General features: G+C 48.3%; 17 protein-coding genes. 15 read left to right on the forward strand and 2 right to left on the reverse strand.

Annotation, left to right across the window (positions count from 1 at the left end):
• Positions 1-47: 47 nt before the first annotated feature.
• Both TPRIMZ1_RS0103940 and TPRIMZ1_RS0103945 read right to left on the reverse strand, forming a co-directional pair.
• Positions 48-1,310: an SPOR domain-containing protein gene (locus tag TPRIMZ1_RS0103940; RefSeq protein ID WP_010255436.1), complete on the reverse strand. Its 1,263-nt coding sequence runs from the start codon at positions 1,308-1,310 to the stop codon at positions 48-50.
• A gap of 23 nt (positions 1,311-1,333) precedes the next feature.
• On the reverse strand, positions 1,334-1,840 hold the full coding sequence (locus tag TPRIMZ1_RS0103945; protein WP_010255437.1) for a hypothetical protein: 507 nt from the start codon (positions 1,838-1,840) through the stop codon (positions 1,334-1,336).
• Positions 1,841-1,939: 99 nt separating this feature from the next.
• Between TPRIMZ1_RS0103945 and loaP the strand changes: the two genes are divergently transcribed.
• From loaP to TPRIMZ1_RS0104020, 15 genes are all read left to right on the forward strand, one after another.
• Complete coding sequence (loaP, locus tag TPRIMZ1_RS0103950; protein ID WP_010255438.1) at positions 1,940-2,464, forward strand: antiterminator LoaP; 525 nt, start codon at positions 1,940-1,942, stop codon at positions 2,462-2,464.
• A 23-nt stretch (positions 2,465-2,487) separates the two neighbouring features.
• Positions 2,488-3,999: a polysaccharide biosynthesis protein gene (locus TPRIMZ1_RS0103955; protein ID WP_010255439.1), complete on the forward strand. Its 1,512-nt coding sequence runs from the start codon at positions 2,488-2,490 to the stop codon at positions 3,997-3,999.
• Positions 3,989-5,254, forward strand: coding sequence for a DegT/DnrJ/EryC1/StrS family aminotransferase (locus TPRIMZ1_RS0103960; RefSeq protein ID WP_010255441.1), 1,266 nt, complete (start codon positions 3,989-3,991; stop codon positions 5,252-5,254). Before TPRIMZ1_RS0103955 ends, TPRIMZ1_RS0103960 begins: the two co-directional genes overlap by 11 nt.
• Positions 5,251-7,365: a xanthine dehydrogenase family protein molybdopterin-binding subunit gene (locus tag TPRIMZ1_RS0103965; RefSeq protein ID WP_010255445.1), complete on the forward strand. Its 2,115-nt coding sequence runs from the start codon at positions 5,251-5,253 to the stop codon at positions 7,363-7,365. The genes TPRIMZ1_RS0103960 and TPRIMZ1_RS0103965 overlap by 4 nt, the downstream gene beginning before the upstream one ends.
• A complete protein-coding gene (locus tag TPRIMZ1_RS0103970; RefSeq protein WP_010255448.1) occupies positions 7,362-7,847 on the forward strand; it encodes a (2Fe-2S)-binding protein in 486 nt (161 codons plus the stop codon). The genes TPRIMZ1_RS0103965 and TPRIMZ1_RS0103970 overlap by 4 nt, the downstream gene beginning before the upstream one ends.
• Positions 7,831-8,670, forward strand: a complete 840-nt coding sequence (locus tag TPRIMZ1_RS0103975) for an FAD binding domain-containing protein (RefSeq protein ID WP_010255450.1) — start codon at positions 7,831-7,833, stop codon at positions 8,668-8,670. Before TPRIMZ1_RS0103970 ends, TPRIMZ1_RS0103975 begins: the two co-directional genes overlap by 17 nt.
• A 182-nt stretch (positions 8,671-8,852) precedes the next feature.
• The gene (locus TPRIMZ1_RS18420; protein ID WP_010255455.1) at positions 8,853-9,425 is read left to right on the forward strand and encodes a helix-turn-helix domain-containing protein; all 573 of its coding nucleotides are present in this window, start codon (positions 8,853-8,855) and stop codon (positions 9,423-9,425) included.
• Positions 9,426-9,505: 80 nt separating this feature from the next.
• On the forward strand, positions 9,506-10,537 hold the full coding sequence (locus tag TPRIMZ1_RS18425; RefSeq protein WP_010255457.1) for a 3-dehydroquinate synthase: 1,032 nt from the start codon (positions 9,506-9,508) through the stop codon (positions 10,535-10,537).
• 46 nt (positions 10,538-10,583) lie between these two features.
• Complete coding sequence (locus tag TPRIMZ1_RS0103990; RefSeq protein ID WP_010255460.1) at positions 10,584-12,221, forward strand: hypothetical protein; 1,638 nt, start codon at positions 10,584-10,586, stop codon at positions 12,219-12,221.
• A gap of 21 nt (positions 12,222-12,242) precedes the next feature.
• A complete protein-coding gene (locus tag TPRIMZ1_RS0103995) occupies positions 12,243-13,574 on the forward strand; it encodes a UDP-glucose dehydrogenase family protein (protein WP_010255463.1) in 1,332 nt (443 codons plus the stop codon).
• Between the two features lie 2 nt (positions 13,575-13,576).
• A complete protein-coding gene (gene aepX, locus TPRIMZ1_RS0104000) occupies positions 13,577-14,878 on the forward strand; it encodes a phosphoenolpyruvate mutase (RefSeq protein ID WP_026043506.1) in 1,302 nt (433 codons plus the stop codon).
• A gap of 16 nt (positions 14,879-14,894) precedes the next feature.
• A complete protein-coding gene (aepY, locus tag TPRIMZ1_RS0104005) occupies positions 14,895-16,025 on the forward strand; it encodes a phosphonopyruvate decarboxylase (protein WP_010255468.1) in 1,131 nt (376 codons plus the stop codon).
• A gap of 30 nt (positions 16,026-16,055) precedes the next feature.
• Positions 16,056-17,894 carry a 2-aminoethylphosphonate aminotransferase gene (locus TPRIMZ1_RS0104010; protein ID WP_010255470.1) on the forward strand — a complete coding sequence of 613 codons (1,839 nt, stop codon included), beginning with the start codon at positions 16,056-16,058 and terminating at the stop codon, positions 17,892-17,894.
• Between the two features lie 6 nt (positions 17,895-17,900).
• Entirely contained in the window at positions 17,901-19,691 is a 1,791-nt protein-coding gene (locus TPRIMZ1_RS0104015) for an ABC transporter ATP-binding protein (protein WP_010255473.1), read from the forward strand.
• Positions 19,688-21,295 (forward strand): capsule assembly Wzi family protein, encoded by a 1,608-nt coding sequence (locus TPRIMZ1_RS0104020; RefSeq protein WP_010255474.1) that lies wholly within the window; start codon positions 19,688-19,690, stop codon positions 21,293-21,295. Before TPRIMZ1_RS0104015 ends, TPRIMZ1_RS0104020 begins: the two co-directional genes overlap by 4 nt.
• The last annotated feature ends 191 nt before the right edge of the window (positions 21,296-21,486 follow it).

Raw genomic sequence — 21,486 nt, forward strand, 5'->3', positions numbered from 1 at the left:
ATAGTTTTAGTGCGTTCCCGGTAACCTACCAGGGTCCATAGGGGGATTTATTGATACCTCACGAACGCATCCGGATACCCGTTACTCTTAACCCGTTGTAAAACCGCTCCGCTCTCCCCCACATTAAGGGGTCCAATAAGTAAACGATAAACAAGGCTATTATGGGATCCTCCGGGCTGAACCGTCAACGGATATCTTCTGTTAATACGGGTCACTGCGACTTCAAGGGTATCAGGCTGGGTAAAGGCGCCAATCTGTACGTAGTACTTACCACCTTCCAGCTGGTTGGTTATGGGAACCGAGAAAATCGACCCCTTGGGTAATGACGGCTGTTGAGGAACCACCGAAGCTGTCCGGGGCGCGGAGGCAATTGTTGCCTGAGGGGCAGATCGGGGTGCAGGCCGCTCGTGCGGAGGAATAGGGCCGATGAAAAAGCGCGGGTCCAGATAGGTATCATCCTTGGATGGCTGTGACCCAACAGGCGGTATTTCAGTCCTTGGGGCTATGGTCACCGCACTCTGGGGAGGACGTTCCTCGGCGGGAACGAGGGTAATCACCGGCGGTGGTGGGGGTGGAGGCAGCGCAGTCGGCTTAGAGGCCGGGGCTACCAGTACCAGGGGCGGTGAAGCCGGTTCGGGTGTTGGTACTGCAATCAGGGTGGGTTCAGGATCCGTAGCCGGGGGTACTTCCGGATAGACAACTTCTGCAATGACCGGCGCAGGCTCGACTTCTTCGGGAAGCCAGTTAGGCCTCGCTTCAACACGTACAGACCCATCGGCGGGATAGCTCACCGGTGGAGGGTTATACGTTTCGGGTCTGTTTACAACATCACTGTAAAACCGATCCTCCGGGTTTGCAGATGCAAGATCCCCGGTTCTAGCGGTTCGTACGGTGGAACTGACCACAGCAGGCGTATTAGGCGCGATATTGACCTGATCTTCCGGGTTTCCCGACAATTCGCGATCATCGGTAAAGCGGGAGTAAGCGACAGGATCCGAGGGTTGGGTCATGCGGATACGACCTATGCCCCGGGTTTGTATGCCTATGGCGGTGGCAGCATTCCGGGAAAGCATGGCCAGCAGCCCCGGGGAATCCAGACTGGCGGCTACGATTACTCGAATAGTCCTGCCATTTTCCAGATTGGTTACATCCACCACCGTATTGCGGGGGAAGGAATTGGTTGCCGCATAATAAGCCCCCTCAGGAAACTCTCCCGAAGTAGATACCGCAGCAGAACCCTCCCATACTGAAGCGCCGATAAAAATCAAGGCTGCCATTAAAACGCATAGGCCGATATTGATTTTTTTCATACTATTCCTATCCTTTTTCTCTGTTAATCTTTCAGATGCGCCGCTATAACCCTGGCCGCGCTCATGGCATTGGCCATATCATCCCTATCCGTGGTATGGACCTCAGCTGCGGGAGTATATTCTTGGGAAAATAAAAAACGGTAGGGCTCTGTTTTAAAAAGCCTGATGGAAATACTGCGCGGTTTCGGAAGCTCCATTCCGATCTTAGGCTGGTTTTCATAATCCAGTACCGCCAGGATAAAAAAGTCCGCTCCCCCATCAAGGGCTTCTCCCAGGGATGCCTTTGCCTCGTCGGGAAGGTTTTTCTGAGGCTTTTGCGAGACCCTCAGGATAGGGGTATTACTTACAATATGGCCGGTATCGAAAAATACACCCAAAAGCGCGTCTTCCCAGAGCCTTGAAGACTCTATGGTAGGGGTCTCCTCCCTCAGTCCGGTCTCAATTACCATAAAAGAAACCGTGGCCCCCTGGGCGGAAACGGCTAAGACCACGGCCAAAAATGTAATGATACTAATATTTTTTACAAACATGGTGAACCCCCTTTAACCTATCGGCATAAGCAGCCCTAATCTAAAGCGGCGGAACGGGACTACTGGCTAAAAAACGTATGGCATGATATTCTTTTATTAATGAAGTACTATGCTATTCAGGTAAAAACCAGGGCCGAAGAAAAGTATATCCGGCTTTTTAATGCATTGCACCCGGATATAAGTATAAAAACCTATTTTCCCAAGCGGCAGATTGATATACGGCGTCGGCATAAGATTTCCCAAACCAATACGGGAATATTTCCGGGCTATGTTTTTATTGAAATTGACGAGGAAGAGGATGTTCATACCTACCAATGGGCTTTTCGTACCACCGACGGGTTTTACCGTTTTCTGAAATCCAACCAAAACATCTGCGCCCTCCAGGATAAGGACCTGGAACTGGTGCTTCATTTTATCAAAAACGTTGGTCCCCTGGCAGGAAAATCAAAGGTCTATTTTGATGAAAATTCCCGCATAGTGGTGACCGATGGACCATTAATGGGGCTTGAGGGAAAGATTATAAAGGTCGATAAAAGAAAAGGGCGGGCAAAGATCAAGCTGGACCTGTATGACGATACCTTTGCCATAGACCTGGCTTTCGAGGTGATAGGAACAAAGCGCTGAGTTTCAGAGGGGGGGGATAATATATGGATACACAAAAATCAGGACGTCTGTACATTATCGGAGCGGGGTTTGCCGGTCAAGCCCTGGCAAATGAGATTAAAACAAAGGCTATTTTCGGGGAGGTCGTCGCCTTTCTGGATGACGATCCCGATAACATAGGCCGTAAAATCGATGGCATCCCGGTTCTGGGGCCCATCAAGGATGTAGCCCGGCTCCTGCGGATGAACCCTGCGGACGAAGCTATCATAGCCATGCCCGGGGCTTCCCGGGAATACTTAAAAGAAATCTACGGCATACTCAAACGGGCGGGCTTTATACGTATCCGGATACTTCCGGGTATGTCCCAAAGCGTCGAAGATGATGCCCACCTGATCCAGACCCGTTCCATCGACCCCCAGGATCTGCTTGGCCGTACCCCGGTGGCGGTAAACCTGAAACAGAGCCTGGCCTACCTGCGGGGCAAGCGGGTATTGGTTACCGGTGCGGGGGGGTCCATCGGCAGCGAGCTTTGTCGGCAGCTCCTTTCCGGCGGTGTGTCCCGGCTCTACCTGTTTGGGCATGGCGAAAATTCCATCTACCAGATTGATCGAGAACTAAGGATCCTCCAGGAGGAGGGGGTTGGCGAAAAAACTACCCTTATCCCCATCATCGGGGACCTCAAGGATCGGGAATATATGGACTTTATCCTGGCCCGGCTCAAGGCTGATGTTATCTTCCACGCCGCTGCCTACAAGCATGTGCCCATGATGGAAGAAAATGCCGTGGCTGCCATTGAAAACAATTTTTTCGGTACCGACAATCTGATAAACGCCGCCCGGCATAACGGGGTAAAGCGTTTCGTCCTTATCACCACCGACAAAGCGGTGGACCCCGTTTCGGTCTACGGCGCTTCCAAGTACCTCTGCGAGCGGCTGGTCCTGGAAGCAGCAGCCAAGGCTGCGTCGGAAGCTGAAAAAATAAACTATATGGTGGTACGGTTTGGGAACGTTCTGGGTTCCCGGGGTTCCATCATGCCCCTTTTCCAAAAGCAGATCGAAAAAGGCGGCCCGGTAACCATCACCCATCCGGAGATGCGCCGCTATTTTATGACCATCCCCGAAGCCTGTTCCCTGGTGCTCAAAGCCGGCGGGGTCGGCGAAAGCGGCAAGCTCTACCTCCTGGACATGGGGGAACCGGTGCGGATCCGGGACATGGCGGAACAGATGATACGCTTCTACGGCTTTGAGCCGGAAGAGGACATTAAGATCGAATATATAGGGCTGCGGCCCGGGGAACGGCTGGACGAGGATCTCTGGGGAAAGGATGAAATCCCCCTGGACACCGAATTCAAACGGATACGCCGGGTGGAGCGGAAACGGCCTTCCACGGTTGATCCGGAGGATTTGCTGGAAAAACTTAAGCCCGTAGTCCATTTTGATCCGGAACAAGCGAAACAGTACCGGAACACTGCCCTCCTCCGGGAAATTCTGGAAGATGCCATTCCCAGTCTCATGCCTCTGCGCCTTGCCCAAGGGATCACCGTTAATGGGTACTGAAGGAACCGAAGATATACCCTTTGCCCGTCCCTTTATCGGAAAAGAAGAGGAAGAAGCGGTTCTGAGGGTGCTCCGTTCCGGATGGCTTACCACCGGGAAAGAGGCGCTGGCCTTTGAAAAGGAATTTGAAGAATTCCTTTCTGATAGTCCTTCCAGCAAGTTGCGCTGTTTGGCGGTGAATTCCGCAACTTCCGGTCTCCACCTTGCCCTGGAAGCCTGCGGCGCCGGTCCCGGAGATACGGTACTGGTCCCTTCCTTTACCTTCACCTCCACCGCCGAAGTAGCCCGTTACTTAGGCGCCGAAGTGGTCTTTGTAGATCTTGCTCCCGATTCTTTCCTTATGGACCCGGTTGCTCTGGAGAGAACCTTGGACCGCTTGTCCCGCGGCTTGCCCGCATACGGTGGACTAAAGTCCGCTGGACAAAAATCCGACGGCCGTGGTGATTTTGGCCCCACGGGAAAGCCCCGGGCGGTGATCCCAGTCCACTACGGCGGCCTCTCCTGCGATATGAAGGCCATCATGGAAATTGCCCATCGCTATGGCGTTAAGGTAATTGAAGACGCCGCCCACGCGTTTCCTTCAAGATTGAAGGACGGACGTTTCGCGGGAACCCTGGCCGATGCCGGGGTCTTTTCGTTTTACGCCACGAAGACTATCACCACCGGCGAGGGGGGAATGGTGGCAACCCGGGACCAGGCCATCGCAGACCGGATTGCCATAATGCGTTCCCACGGCATAGACCGGGCGGTGTGGAATCGCTATACGGACCGGAAAGCCTCCTGGTATTACGAGGTGGTGGAACCGGGGTTTAAGTATAACCTGCCGGACCTTCTGGCCGCCCTGGGAAGGGTTCAGCTAAAACGTGCCTGGCGTCTTTTGGAAGAACGGCGGCAAATAGCCGCCCGGTACAACGCCGCCTTTGCCGCTGACAACCGCTTTATCCTACCCCCAACGGGAGACGAAAATGCCTGGCATCTCTACCCACTGCGCGTAAACCTTGCAAATTTTGGCCTTTCAAGGGATACTATGATTGAAAAACTTCAGGATAGGGGTATCGGCGTTTCGGTACATTTTATTCCCCTGCATATTATGCCTTATTACAAAAAACGGCATAATCTTCTTCCGGAGGATTTTCCCGAATCGTTAAAACGGTTTAAGGGGATCGTATCTCTTCCCATTTGGCCCGGGATGGAGCAGGAGCAGATTGAAAGGGTCATCACCGGGGTTAAACAGGAGAACAGGACAGAATTTTGAAGGAAAGGCCAGGATTTGTTTCAGATATTTCGATCCGGGGAACTCTGTACGGGTTAACCATCCGTTCAACGGTTTCCAAGGGCAGGCTTAATTCCATTGATTGTCCCCGTATGCCCGCTTCGTATACCCTGATCCGGGCGGAGGACATTCCCGGAAAAAATCAGCTTTTTGACTTTGCCGTTCCGGTTTTGGCAAGGGATGAACTTTCTTATTTCGGCCAGCCCGTAGCCATCCTGGTAGGCCCCGACGAATCGCGGCTGGAAGAATTTGCGGCCCAATGCCGTATCCAGGCGGAAGAAGAATTGCCGGTTTTTTCCCTCAATTCCCTTAAGGATGAAGATCTCTTTGCCCGACGGGAAATAATAATAGGCGACAGCGATACTATCATGGGAGAATCCAAATCCATAATAAGCGGTATCTATAGAACCGGCATACAGGAGCATTGGTATTCTGAACCCGTTGGGGCCATCGCGGTGTATTCAGAACAACTGTTGATCCATACGGCAACCCAATGGCCCTTTCATGTCCGTAATTCAATAGCCCAGGTATTAAAAATTGATCCCCGAACAGTTACGGTAGAACCGGTGGGCGGCGGAATCCCCATGGACGGAAAACTGTGGTACCCCTCCCTGGTGTCCTGCCATGCCGCCCTGGGGAGTTGGCTCACAAAAAAACCGGTACGGATCCTGTTGACCCGGGAGGATGATTTCCGGTATTCCCCAAAGCGGAACGGAACCGAAATCCGTATTTCCAGCGCCCTGGATGAACAGGGACGCCTGCTGGCCACCCAAATCCATGCTATTGCGGACATGGGCGCCCAGGGTGTCTTTACCGATGAGATTCTGGACCGGGTCTGTCTGGGCGCATTGGGAGGCTATAAACACCGGAATGTAAAAATCACCGGTTCCGCTGTTAAAACCAACGTTCCTCCCGGGGGACCCTTTTCGGGGTTCGGTCTTGCCCAGGGCTTTTTCGCCATGGAGCGGCATATTTCCCGCATCGCCGATACCCTTAAGCAGGATCCGGCGGAATGGCGAAAGAATAACTCATTTAGCCATCAAAAAAACTTGATCATAGGCGCCCCCATTAAGGATCCAATTCCCCTTGATGCGCTGCTGGATACCGCCGCAGCCATGAGTGACTATCACCGTAAATGGGCCTCCTATGAGCTGCTCCGGGATCGCCGCCGATCAGACAGAGCAGGGGATCGCCCGGATGTTTCGCGAAGTCCGACAGAAACTTTCCGGGGTATTGGTATATCCTGCGCCTATCAGGGCAGCGGCCTTCTGTATAACAGCGGTGATAAGGCAAGTTACGCGGTGGATGCTACCCTGGATAAGGACGGTGTCCTGGAGATCAGAACCAGTATAAGCCCTTCCAACGATGATGCGTTTGATCTCTGGAGGAATATTGCTGCGGAAAGTCTATCCCTGGAGCCCGCTGCGGTCCGCATTGTTTTTGGATCCACCGATGACACCCCCGATTCAGGGCCGGATACCCTTTCCCGAAACATAAGCATCCTCACAAAACTGGTGGAAAAGGCCTGCGGGGATATCCGGAAGCAGCGTTTTCGGGACCCCCTGCCCATAACGGTACACCGAGCCTATCGCCCCACAAAGGCTCCGAACTGGGAGGGTAAAATATTTGATGCCCAATCCCTGTCCCTGCTCAGCTTGGGAGCGGCGGTGGTGGAAGTAGAAGTGGATCCCTTTGAGTATACCCCGAAGATCCGCGGCGCCTGGCTTGGGGTTGATGCAGGAAAGATACTTTCGGAAATCCGGGCCCGGCGTTCCCTGAAATTTTCGATTATCCAAGCCCTGGGCTGGGCTTCCCGGGAACAGCTTTCCTACGTGGACGGCCAAATACCCCTGCGGCATATCTATGATTACGATATCCCCAGCCCCCAGGATATTCCCCATATTCAGATAGATTTTATATGGAATGATACGGTAAAGCCCAAGGGCATTGGAGAATTGCCCTATAGCTGTATCCCCGCAGCCTATGTGCAGGCGGTATCCCAGGCTATGGACTATCCCTTTGAAAAAATTCCCATCACCGCCCGGGATGTATGGGAAGCGCTTAAGCTAAAAAAACGGGAGGGTGAGGCATGACCCTGGGATTTATCCTTAACGGTGAAGACGTGGTGGTAAAGGCCGATGCGGATCGCCGGCTTATCGACATTCTGCGGAACCATTTCAAGCTCCTCGGGGCCAAAGAAGGCTGTTTAAGCGGAGTCTGCGGGTCCTGCTCGGTGATATTTAACGGCAAGGTGGTTCCTTCCTGCCTCATACCCGCCTTCCGGATCCGGGGAAGCGAAATCATCACCATAGAGGGATTCTCCCAGACCGATGAATACCAGGATATTAAAGAGGGTTTTTCCCGGTCCGGGGTGGAAAACTGCGGGTATTGTGACGCAGGAAAGATACTCGCCGTGGAAACCCTGTTGGAGGGAAATCTCCGGCCCACCAGGGATGAGATTTTGGCGGCCTTCAAGGGCATTAAGTGCCGTTGTACCGAACCTGATAGTTTGATAGAGGGTGTGTTAGCCACCTGCGATATCCGGCAGCGGAGGTTATATGGACGCTCTGCATAACCAGGTATTTTTCCCCTCCTCCCTGCCTGAACTGTTCTCCGCCTGGACCCGGTTCCCCGACGCTGTCCCCTTTGCCGGCGGCGCCGAACTGTTGCGAAACCAGGGTAAACAGATCCTCAGTCTCCCCCGGAATATCCTTGCCCTGGAACAGTTGGACGAACTTCACCGGATTACCCGGACCGAGCGGTACCTGGAAATCGGCGCCATGGTTAAGATCAGCGAGATCATCCGCCTTGGGAAGACAGTTCCGGAAGCCTTTACCCAAAGCCTCTTAAGTATAGCCAGTCCACAGGTACGAAACCTCATAACCATAGGCGGCAATATCTGCAACCCCTTCCGCCGCCTGGACGCCGCCGCTCCCCTGGTTGCCCTGGATGCCCGGTATGAGCTGCGGACCGCCGACGAAATCCGCTGGGTTTCCGCTTCCCGGTTTTCCACGCTTCCCGGTCCATTGGCCCTTAACCCCCAGGAACTGCTCACCCGGATACGCATACCCCTGGAACAATGGCAATATTCGTTGTACAAGAAATTCTCCGACCAGTACCCGGTGGACGAATCCGGGGGCGGCGCGGTATTTATGGCCCGGATACAGAAAAATATTCTTACGGATCTGCGTATGGTATTTGCCGGACAGATTGTGCTGCGGGATAAAAACAGCGAAACCGTCCTTGTGGGGAAGCAGCTCCCCCTGGATCGCCGGGATGCGGTACATTTTTCGGAACTCTGGAAGACTTTTCTTTCGGCGGTGGAGATCCCGGGTTTCATGCTCCGGGCGAAGCTCTTTAATTTTGTTGAATCCTGCATTTTAAGCCTTTCTGATTAGGTCTTTTCTATTGAAATTCCTATACCGCCATGCTATATTGTTCACGAACTGAACAAACATGCGGTATCATAGAACGTGTTTCGGCCGTCTATGCTCTGTCGAGTGTGTCAAACCTCGTTTTATGAATTTTTCCGGAATTTTATCCGGAAGAGGCCTTTTTTTACCCTAATTTCGAGTCTGCTATGAATAACGATCCCTTGGATACAGAGTACGTCATTCTCGAAAAGGTATACGATTCCTCGGAAAGTCGGTTACCCCTGCGCCAGCGGGATCTGGCCCAGTTGGCGGGAACATCCCTGGGGATGACTAATTCTATCCTCAAACGGCTGGCCCATAAGGGGTGGATTACCATAAAAAAACTCAACAGCCGAAATATTCAGTACGCCGTAACTCTGGAGGGGATGAACGAGATAATTCGCCGCAGTTACGGGTATTTTAAACGGACCATAGGGAATGTGTTTTTTTATAAGGATAGGATCGATGATGCGATTTTCGGAGCAAAACGGAAGAATATTACCGCGGTACTCCTTGTAGGGGTGAGCGATCTTGATTTCATCGTGGAACATTCCTGCCACTACCACGGCCTGAGTTTCCTTAAAACCGTGGATGAAAATACTGCCCGGGACCTTCTGGGAAAAAATATTCTGACGGTATATGCCGAAACCATCCCCGTAACCCAGATCCAGCCAAAAAAGAATGTTCTCTTTCTTTCCCGGATGGTAATTGAGAAAACCGCTAAACCCGCTTTGGTCTAGAACAACTTAGGAAGGTTTATACGAAGAAACAGGGTGATTACAGTTTTACCTTTGGCCAAGAGCTTTCACGGGTACATATATTGGAACAGCTCCCTTCGCTGGCGACCATCCTTGAGGATGCCGGAGCTGCCCTTTCCCGGGGCGTTCTTCTGGTATGCGATACCAATACGGAGTACATAGCAAAAAAAATCCTGGGTTCCCAGGATCGTCCCCTTTGTGTTCTTGAGAGCGGTGAAACCCGAAAAGGCTGGGCATCGGTTGAACACATCATCACTGCGGCGAAGGGCGCCGGGCTTGGACGGGACGGGCTTTTTATCGGTATAGGCGGCGGCGTCGTCACGGACATGACTTCCTTTGCAGCTTCGGTGTATATGCGGGGCGCCCGGCTTTGCCTTATTTCCACCACCCTCCTTGGAATGGTAGACGCCGCAGTAGGTGGGAAGACCGGGTTTGACCTTTTAGGTATAAAAAATCTGGTGGGGACTTTTTTCCCCGCCTCCCATATTTATATGCCCCTGGATGCGTTAAAAACACTGCCCCCCAGGGAATGGAAATCCGGTATGGCGGAACTGATAAAGACCGCCGTGTTGGATTCCGCTATTTGCGACGCAGTTCCCCGCGTAGAAACCGGGGAAACACAGGTTTCCCTGGATAAACTTAAAGCATTGGGACCCTTCAGTGTTACTAACGGCGTTCCTTCCACCCTTGGGGAACTGATCGAACGGGCAGTTCTGGTCAAGGGCCGGATCGTGGAAGCGGATCCAAAAGAGCAGGGTACAGAGCGGGCGCTTCTCAACCTTGGCCATACGTTTGGTCATGCCCTGGAAGCGGCCGCCGGGTTAGGAAATCTTTCCCACGGCGAAGCAGTAGCCTGGGGCATGGTCCGTGCCTGCGAACTGGGGCTGGTCTTAGGAATAACCCCGGAAAGCCGGGCCCGGAAAATTACGGAGATCATCGCCGCTTACGATTATGAAACTACCGCTCCCCATCCGTCAATGACGGATGCCGCACTTTTCATGCAGGCCCTTGCGGGGGATAAAAAAAGAAAGCCGGTAAACTTACCTTTGTTGTTCCCGATGCACAGCGGGCGGTCTTGGTTTCTGCGGATATAATAGAGCCAAAATTTATAGAACAAATAATCAAAGGAAAATTACAACAATGATCAGCAAAACTCCTTCTTTGGTTTTTTTAGCATTTCTCAGTATCCTTGCATGGATGCCTCTCTTCGCCCAGGAAGTCTCTTTGGATCACTCCGACAAACTGTCGGCCGACAGTTTTTCGGACAGCGATTTGCCGGACGGTGATCTGTTCCGGGAGTCATCCCCCGATCCGCAGCAAGACTACGCAATGATACTGGAAGAGACGGTATACTTCATACAGAAAATTGATTTTAATATCAACGGCCACACCCGCCCCTTCGCTCTTATGGATAAGGTGGATTTGAAAGTCGGGGAACGTCTGCACGGACAGCGGGCTCTGGAAACTTACATACGGCGTAAGACCCAGATTTTGCGGAACCAGCGGGTATTGGAAGCGGATCAATCCCGAATTGAGTATACCATCGGCGAAGCCGGGGCAGATGGATTGGTTCCGGTGGATCTCGCGGTCTATACTGCGGATACTTGGAATTTCATTATCCTCCCTGAACCTAAATACGATTCCAACACCGGTCTTTCTCTTACTTTAAAAGCCAGGGACTATAACTTTTTGGGAACCATGAGCCCCCTGGCAATCGATCTGGGATATAAATTGGAGAATAGTAAAAACTCCGTTTTTATGGATATCGATTCGGATACCCCCTTCCAATTATTCGGCTATACATGGAATTTTAATTTTGATAATAGTTTTAGATATACCGAAACCGATCCCTTCTACTATAAAAATACCACAGGTATTTCCCTTGAACTGCCATCCTTGATAAACAGTACCTTTACCTTTGGACTAAACCAGGCCTTTATTCTCAATGAAGAGATCAGTGATGATGAAAAGCATAGAACCGGTACCGATGATGATTTTTTCCCCGATACTTGGTTTATGTCCAGTGAAGCCTATGTGCAATGGGAGATACCCACAGGGATTGAGGTTGGTGATTTTGGGAATCTGACCTATACGCCTAAAATTACGGAGAAAATCAATTACCGCCCCGGCGGGGATATTGGTGAATACCGGGAAGGTCCGGCTACCATCTTTAGTCAAAGTTTTGGTTTTGGGCAGATTAACTGGAACGGAAATTATCGATCGGGTACCAATATCAGTTTAGAAAACGAAAACGAATTCAATAATTATTCTTCAAAATGGGACATCGACCTGAAATTTACCGCCATAGGGCACTTTAAGATAAGCTCATTCTTTGGCATTTCCAGCCGGCTTCAGTACCGGCAGTATTTTAACAATCCCAACATTGAAGCCGGAGATGTCCTGCGGGGCATGATAAATGATTCCCTCCAGGCCGACGCTATGCTTTCCTTAAACATGGAATTCCCCCTGAGGGTACTCCAGTTCCTCCCCTCCCAGTGGTTTGGATATCGGGCTCTTCGGCCGTTCAATTTTGAACTACACTTTGCGCCATTTATTGATTTAGCTTTGTTACGGGGAGAAGATACCCATGGTGAAACCTACTCTTTTAAGGAAATTATTCCTACCGGTGGTTTTGAATTTATCGCCTATCCCCTTTCATGGCGCAGTTTTTATATACGGGGCAGTTTAGGGTGGAATTTGCAGAAACTATTCCAAAATAAAAATTTCCCAGCTGGAGATTTTCGGGAAATATACATTGGCGTAGGACATTTCTTCTAAGATATTTCAAAGGAATAAAGAATGGTAAGTATTACGGTTATCGGTACCGGCTATGTGGGATTAGTTTCCGGCGCCTGTCTTGCGGATTTTGGAAATACCGTTACCTGTGTGGACAATAACCCGGAAAAGATCGAAGCCCTCAAAGGGGGCAAAATCCCCATCTATGAACCAGGGTTGGATATAGTGGTGGATAGAAATACTAAGGCCGGCAGACTGATGTTTACCACGGACCTTGCAGGTTCGGTTAAAAAAAACAGCGTAGCATTTATCGCCGTGGGGACCCCCCCGGCGGACAATGGCAGCGCCGACCTCCGTTTTGTGGAACAGGTTGCCCGTGAGATTGGCGCTGCCATGGATAGTTATCTCGTGGTGGTGGATAAGAGTACGGTCCCCATAGGAACGGCCCATAAGGTTTCCCTCTGGATAAAAGAGGAACTTGCCAAACGGGATCTGGATATTCCCTTCGACGTGGTTTCCAATCCCGAATTCCTCCGGGAAGGTTCGGCGGTTCAGGATTTTACCCATCCGGATCGGGTTGTTATTGGTAGTGACAGTGATAGCGCCCGGAAAATAATGAAAGACATTTACCGTTCCCTGTATCTTAATGATACTCCCTACATAGAGACAAACCTGGAATCGGCGGAAATGATCAAATACGCCTCCAATGCATTTTTAGCCTTAAAAATTACCTTCATCAATGAAATAGCAAACCTGTGTGAAAAGGTCGGGGCCAATGTGCAGGATGTGGCCAAGGCGGTGGGACGGGACGGCCGGATAGGTTCCAAGTTTCTCCACCCCGGTCCCGGTTACGGAGGTTCCTGTTTTCCTAAGGATACCCAGGCCATGGCCAAGATAGGCCGGGATTTTGATTCCCCCCTTTCTTTAGTGGAAACCACCATAGCAGCCAATGAACGGCAGCGGCTCAAAATGACGGATAAGATCGAGGCCGGTTTTGGTGGACCCGGTTCCCTGGTGGGTAAAACCATCGCCATCCTTGGGATGGCCTTCAAGCAGGATACGGATGATATGCGGGATTCGCCGGCCATCACTATCTGTGAAGGGCTGGTAAAGCGCGGCGCCAAACTTCGGGTCTGGGACCCGGGGGCCATGAAAGAGGCAGCATGGCGTCTTGATGCGATAAAGGGCAGTATCTTCTTTGCCAAGGGGGAATACGATGCAATTGAAGGCGCCGGCGCATTGGTAATCCTTACTCCCTGGAATCAATTCAGAAATCTTGATTTAGTTAAAATAAAAGAATTACTCACCCTCCCCCTCTTTTTCGATCTCCGAAATATCTACAAGCGGGAAGAAGTTGAAGAAGCGGGTCTGCAGTACTTTTCTGTGGGGAGATAGGAATTATGAAGACCATCTATTTGGGCATGACCGGGGATATCATTCATCCGGGGATCATCAACATCATTCAGGAAGCGGAAAAACACGGTGAAGTCCTGGTGGGACTCCTCACCGATTCTGCTATCGCTGCCCATAAAAGACTCCCCTATCTTAGCTACGATCAGCGAAAGGCGGTGGTGGAAAATATCAAAGGCGTGGCCCGGGTGGTGTCCCAGGAAGAGTGGAGTTACGTACCGAACCTGAAAAAGTACAAGCCCGACTTCATCATCCACGGTGATGACTGGAAAACCGGTCCCTTAAGCAGGATACGGGAAGAGGTTTACGCGGTCATGGCGGAACAGGGGGGAGCGGTAATAGAAATCCCCTATACCAAGGGAATCAATTCCACCGCCATAAACGAAGCCCAGCGTTCTATCGGTACCACCCCGGATATCCGGCTTAAAGCCCTAAGACGACTCATTGATGTTAAGCCCGTGGTGCGTATCATGGAAGCCCATTCCGGGCTTTCGGGGCTTATCATAGAAAATTTGGAAATAGGCAAGGATGACGGCAAGCACAGCTTTGACGGCATGTGGTCATCCAGCCTCACCGATTCTACCAGCAAGGGTAAGCCCGATATCGAAGCGGTGGACCTTACCACCCGGCTTCAGGATCTAACCAATATCCTGGAATGCACCACCAAACCGATTATTTTTGATGGAGACACCGGGGGCAAACCGGAACACTTCGTGTTTACCGTACGGACCCTGGAACGGAACGGGGTTTCCGCGGTGATCATCGAAGATAAGGTGGGGCTTAAAAAAAATTCCCTCTTCGGTACCGATGTAAACCAAGAGCTGGCTTCTATCCCCGAGTTCTGCGAAAAGATAGGCGCCGGTAAGCGGGCCCAGGTAACCCGGGACTTTATGATTATCGCCCGTCTGGAAAGCCTTATCGCAGGTTTTCCGGTGTCCGATGCCCTTGAACGGGCCGCAGCCTATGTTAAGGCCGGCGCGGACGGCATCATGATCCACAGTAAGGAAAAAAACGGCGAGGACATCAAAGAATTCTGCGAAATATTCCACAAAGAATATTCCCAAGTACCTATAATTTTAGTACCTACCACATATAACCGGTTCACCGAAAAGGAACTGGCCTCCTGGGGCGCCAAAGTCATTATCTACGCGAACCATATGCTCCGTTCCTCCTATCCGGCCATGATGAATACCGCCAGGGTCATCCTGGAAAACGAACGATCCCTGGAAGCGGATTCCCTCTGTATGCCCATCAAAGAAATCCTGGAATTAATTCCCGGAACAAAATAGGTTTGATAGTAAAACTATGATTGAAGTAAAACTATTTTACGATTTGCTCACCAAAGGGGGAACCGGTTTTTTTACCGGTGTCCCCGATTCTCTCCTAAAAAGTTTCTGTGCCTATGTTACGGATCACGCCGGTGAAGCAAACCACATCATCGCCGTAAACGAAGGCGCCGCAGTATCCCTGGCATCGGGCTACCATCTTGCCACAGGGAAAATTCCCCTGGTATATATGCAGAATTCCGGAATCGGTAACGCCGTGAACCCTCTGCTTTCCCTGGCGGACGCCGATGTGTATAAAATCCCCATGCTTCTGGTGATCGGCTGGCGGGGGGAACCATCGGGGGTTAAGGATGAACCACAGCATGCAAAACAGGGCAAGGTTACCTTATCCATCCTTGAAGCCATGGGCATCCCCTATTTTGTTCTTTCTGAAAATGAGGACGAATTCCGCCACCAGCTGAACGAATGTTTCAATTCGATAAACGAAAAAAATACCCCCCATGCCCTGGTGATCCGCAAGGATACCTTTGCCCCCTATGCTTTGCAAAAAAAAGAGCCGGATCAAGGCGAACTAAGCCGTGAAGAGGCGATAGAAACGGTAATCCGTTCTTCTGATCCTGAGGAGATTTACTTCTCCACTACCGGTATGGCTTCCCGGGAGCTTTACGAAATTCGGGAACGACTTGGCCAGGGACACGAGAAAGACTTTCTAACCGTGGGTTCCATGGGGCACGCTTCCCAGATAGCCCTTGGGGTAGCTTTGCAAAAACCGGATTTTTCCGTTACGGTTCTTGACGGGGACGGCGCCCTGCTCATGCACATGGGGGCTTTGGCGACCATTGGAAACCGGAAACCATCTAATTTCCGTCACATTATTCTGAACAACGGCGCCCACGATTCTGTTGGAGGACAGCCTACCCTTGGTTTAAAGATAGATATTCCCGGAATTGCCCGTTCCTGCGGATATTCCGAAGCCCGTACCGTAAGAAGCGCAGAAGAACTGCGGACTGCTTTGAAAGAAAAAAAACAGGGTCCTGTCCTTATAGAAATCCGTATCCGCAAAGGCGCAAGGAAGGACCTAGGCCGGCCAAAATCAAGCCCGGTGGAGAATAAACAGGCATTGATGAAATCCCTGGATAATAATTCGTAATACAACTGTAATACAATAAGAGGACCAGTAATGATAAAACAAGCAGTGATTATGGCCGGTGGTTTAGGGACACGGCTTAAGGATAAAACAGCCGCAATGCCCAAGGGGTTCATCGAAATAGGCGGCATCGCTATGGTTGAGTGGTCGGTGCAAAAACTCTTTGCCGCAGGCATTGAGGAAGTGATCATCGGTACCGGCCATTGCAGCGAATGGTATGAACGCTTAGCCAAACAGTATCCCTGCATCACCCTCCTAAAAAATGATCGTTACGCCGCGACCGGCAGCATGGGTACCCTCGCTTGCTGTGTTCCAGCGGTAAAGGGTGACTTCCTCCTCCTGGAGTCGGATCTAATCTACGACTCCGCGGGGCTTGCGGTGTTGATCAATGAGACTCATCAAAACGTACTTCTGGCTTCGGGCCCTACCAATTCCGGTGATGAGGTATATTTGGAGGCGGACCAGAACGGAAACCTTACGAAACATTCCAAGAACCGCGCCGTCATTGGAGAGCCGGCGGGTGAACTGGTAGGAATTACCCGGCTTACCAAGGATACCCTGGATAAAATGGCAGCATACATGACGGCCCATCTTGGCGATGAACCAAAGATGGAATACGAAACCGCCATGGCTGCCGTATCCCAGTCTGCCGAGAGCAACAGAATCTATATCCGCAAAATTGAGTATTACCTTTGGCGAGAGGTTGATGATGAAAACCACCTTGCCATGGCGGTAAATAGTATCTATCCCCGTATAAAGGAAGCGGAAAGCCTTCGTTCTGTGCGGCGGGAAGTTCTGTTAAATCCCGGCCCGGCCACCACCAGCGACAGTGTAAAATATGCCCAGGTCTGCGCCGATATCTGTCCCCGGGAACAGGAGTTTGGGGATGTGATGGAATGGATCTGCAGGGAACTTTCCCTAATGGCCGGTAAACCGGACCGCGTAGAGACCGTAATTTTTGGCGGTTCCGGAACCGCCGCCGACGAAGTGATGATTTCCTCCTGTGTTCCCGATACGGGGAAACTTCTTATTATTGATAATGGCGCCTACGGCAGCCGGTTTGCTAAAATAGCCGGAGTTTACAAACTCAACTTTGAAATTTTTAAGAGCAGCGGTTTTTTGCCCCTTGATACGGATGCGGTTAAGACAAAACTTCTGGAAGAAAAGTTTACCCATTTCGCCATTGTTTACCATGAAACTACAACAGGGCTTCTTAACCCTGTTCCAGAACTTTGTAAGTTCTGCCATGAACACAGCATCACTACCATTGTAGATGCCGTGAGCGCCTTCGCAGCTATACCCATAGATATGGACAGGGACAATATTGATTTTATGGCATCCACTTCAAATAAAAACATCCAAGGTATGGCCGGTGTAGCCTTTGTATTCTGCCGCAAGGAAGCCCTGGAGGCGACAAAAAACTATCCCATGCGAAATTATTATCTTAATCTCTGGGATCAGTATCAAAACTTCAAGAAAACTAAACAGACCCGGTTTACCCCGCCAGTTCAGGCCCTCTATGCACTCCGTCAGGCTATCATTGAAACTAAGCTGGAAACCATAGAAGGGCGTTACGCCCGTTATTCCGCCTGCTGGGACCATCTGGTGCGGGGTGTAAAAAAGCTGGACCTCAAGATGCTCGTTGCTGAGGAAGCTCAATCAAAGCTAATCACCGCCATCATCGATCCCCCCTCCCCCGCCTATAGTTTCGAGACCCTCCACGATCTTTCCCGCAGTTATGGCTTTACCATTTATCCCGGGAAGTTATCGGACGCCAATACTTTCCGCATTGCCAATATCGGCGATATTAAGCCGGAAGAGATGGCCCGGTTTGTTACGGTTCTTGAAGAATATATTGGGACATTAGGATAAATTGTAATGAAATTTGGATTAATCCTTTCGTTTTTCAACAAACGTGAAAAAAATCAGCTGATATTAGTTCTTTTTGCTATGCTCATCATGGGTTTCATCGAATTAATTGGGGTTGGTTCAATCGGACCTTTTATTTCTGTAATATCAAATCCGGGGATAATACATTCAAATATTTATTTAAATAAGATTTATGAAATTTTTAACTTTTCCTCCGATACCGATTTTATCATTGCCTCCGGTGTTGTAGTTATTATTATCTTAGCGCTTAGTAATTTATTCCTTTCATGCATTAATTTTTTGATTTATTTCTATTCTGCTAAAAGACGGCATTCAATTGCCATGCGGCTTTTTGAAAAATATTTGCGGCAACCCTATTTATTCTATTTAAATATAAACACATCTGATTTATCAAAAAACATTCTCAATGAAGTTGGAACGTTTGTTAATTACATACTCATTGCGTTTCTACAAATTATTTCCAATTCTATAATTTCCCTGGCTATAATTATTCTACTAGTAATAGTTAATCCGGTTTTGGCATTATTGGTTAGTTTAACGCTTGGATCTTTATATATTATAATTTATTCAATCGTAAGAAAATATTTAGCAAAAAAAGGAAAAGAGCGGACGTTACAGCACAGTTTAAAGTATAAATATATAAGTGAGACCTTTGGAGGAATTAAGGATATAAAAATTCTTGGTAAAGAAAAAGTATTTCTAAAATTTTTTGAAGGACCTTCAAGAAAATTTGCAATGAATGATGCCACAAGTGATGTTGTTAATGATCTTCCAAAATACCTGCTTGAAACAATTGCTATGGGTGGAATTGTTGCTGTAATTATTATGATGATAAATTCCGGATTAAGAATTGACGTATTTCTTCCTGTATTAACCGTATATGCCTTTGGCGCATATCGACTTTTGCCATCACTACAAAAGATATTTAGGGCTATTGCCAGTATTAAATATTACTTTCCAATAACCGAAATACTCCATAAGGATCTTACCGAACTTCCTGCAGGCAATGATTTAGCAGATGGCATTTCAAAAATGAATATATCTAAGTATATAAAACTTGAGGACATATCCTTTTCGTATCCTAATACACAAAAAGATATAATTAAAAAACAAAATATAACTATTGAATCCAATACTTCTATTGCCTTAGTCGGTTCCACAGGTTGTGGAAAAACAACCTTGGTCGATATTATTTTAGGATTATTAGAACCCCAAGAAGGCAAGCTTTATATTGATAATACAGAGATTGTCGATTCTAATAGAAAGAATTGGCAAATGAATTTAGGCTATGTTCCCCAGTCAATATACTTAACCGATGATACTATTCGTAATAATATTGCCTTTGGTATTGCCTTTGAAAAAATAAATGAGGATGCGGTAATTAAAGCTGCCCAATTATCCAATATTCATGAATTTATCGCTAACGAGCTGCCAGATGGATATAATACTGTTATCGGTGAACGTGGTATACGGCTATCCGGTGGACAGCGTCAACGTATCGGTATTGCCCGGGCTGTTTATCATGACCCTTCGGTGATTATTCTGGACGAAGCCACAAGTGCACTGGATAGTGTAACAGAAAATGCAATTATGGATGCCATTAAGAATTTAAGCCACAAAAAAACCATTATCATGATTGCCCATCGCATTACTACAGTAAAAAATTGTGATGTGATATATTTCATGGAAAAGGGCATAATCGTGGATCATGGAAGTTATAATGAATTATATCAAAGAAACAGCAGCTTTAGGAAAATGGCGGATGGAGGATCTAAGTGATAAATAATAAAAAGAAATGTGTGTTTTTTGCAAGTTTATTTATTACTATTTATAGCGCTTATATGCCAGCACAGGAAATTTTACTTTCCGATAACGAAAAATATTATGATTTCCTTGCCTTACAGGGTTTAACGGAACGGTCCTATCTTAATTATCGAACCTTATCAGATTCGGTATGGGAAATCAACGAAGACGCCTTACACCCCTGGCAGGGTTTAAATCTCGGTAAACAGCATGAAATATTTAAAAACACCTATATGCGCATATATGGCCCGGAAATTTTTACCTCCTACAACACAACTAATCCCTATGGACAAAATGACAGTACCCTTTGGCAGGGAAAGGGGTTCAATACTAGTTTAAGTGCCGGTGGTCGGTTTGAGTTGTATGGGTTAGAGTTAACCCTCAAACCTGAATTTGCGTTTTCGCAAAATCAACCATTTGATTTAGTTCCCTCCGCATATTCTGATGGCGAAGCCGCCAAATACGGTTATTATGGTTTAACCTCAATTGATGCGCCACAACGTTTTGGCGACGATCCTTATTATGAATTTAGTTTCGGGGATTCTGAAATCAGGTATTCATGGAAAACTTTAACCATAGGTTTTGGTACCCAAAATATTTGGCTTGGCCCGGCGATAATTAACCCTATTATTTTATCTAATAATGCTCCGCCCTGGCCAAAACTTGATATTGGCCTTAGAAAGCAGCCTATAACGATTCCAAAATTAAATTGGTACATAGGAGATATAGAAGCCCGCACATGGTGGGGATACCTCTCCGAGTCGGATTTTTTTGACTCAAACTCCTCTAATGATCACAATCTAATAACAGGTCTTTCATTAGCCTACGCGCCGCCTTCTTTCTTAAAAGGCTTTACCATAGGCGTTAACCGGATCATGCTTTCCAAGTGGGACGATTTTGACACTACCGGAATCTTTACGCTATTAGTACCTTTTATGCAAACATCCGCAGGAGAAGATGAGCGGGATCAAAGGGCTTCCCTTGTTTTAGATTATATATTTCCAACTGTTGGTTTTGAAGTTTATTTTGAATGGGCAAGAAATGACTTTGGCACAAATTCACGGTTAATCAGAAATCCCTACCATACCGAAGCATATACTGTTGGCGCTCGAAAGAATTTTATCTTTAATGCTGCGCTGCAGGGAGAATTGCTGCTGGAAATCACAGATATTGAATCATCCAGAGAATATGAATTCATGGGAGGGGGAACTACATTTTATGCACACCACATAATCAAACAGGGTCATACAAACAGAGGTCAGTGGTTAGGAAGTGGTTTGGGAACTGGCGGCAAAAGCCAGTATTTTGGATTTACCTTATTTTATGAAAAAGGATATTCAACCCTATCTATTCAACGACAAAACATTGACAATGACTATGTATGGTTTATTAAGAAAAACGGAGATTATCTAAAGGCCTACTTATCAGGTGCTTTATCTAATTATACTAATATTTATAAAAATTTATGGACCTATTCTAGTTTTATTTATTCACATATATACAGTCCAACCTACGATCCTGATACAGATTTTATCAGTTATAATGTTCATCTTTCATTGGGTGTTACAATAAAGATTTAATCTATGCTATTTTCTTCAACTGTTTTTTTATTACTATTTCTTCCTATTACTCTTATTTGTTATTACAATCCAATATGGAAAAGTAGAAAGTTTAAAAATTCCTTTTTGCTTGTTGCGAGTTTGCTTTTTTACGCATGGGGCGAACCATTATTTGTTTTTATTATGATCATATCCATAGCTATTAATTGGAT

This window comes from Treponema primitia ZAS-1 (genome assembly GCF_000297095.1).
Taxonomy (GTDB): Bacteria; Spirochaetota; Spirochaetia; order Treponematales; family Breznakiellaceae; genus Termitinema; species Termitinema primitia_A.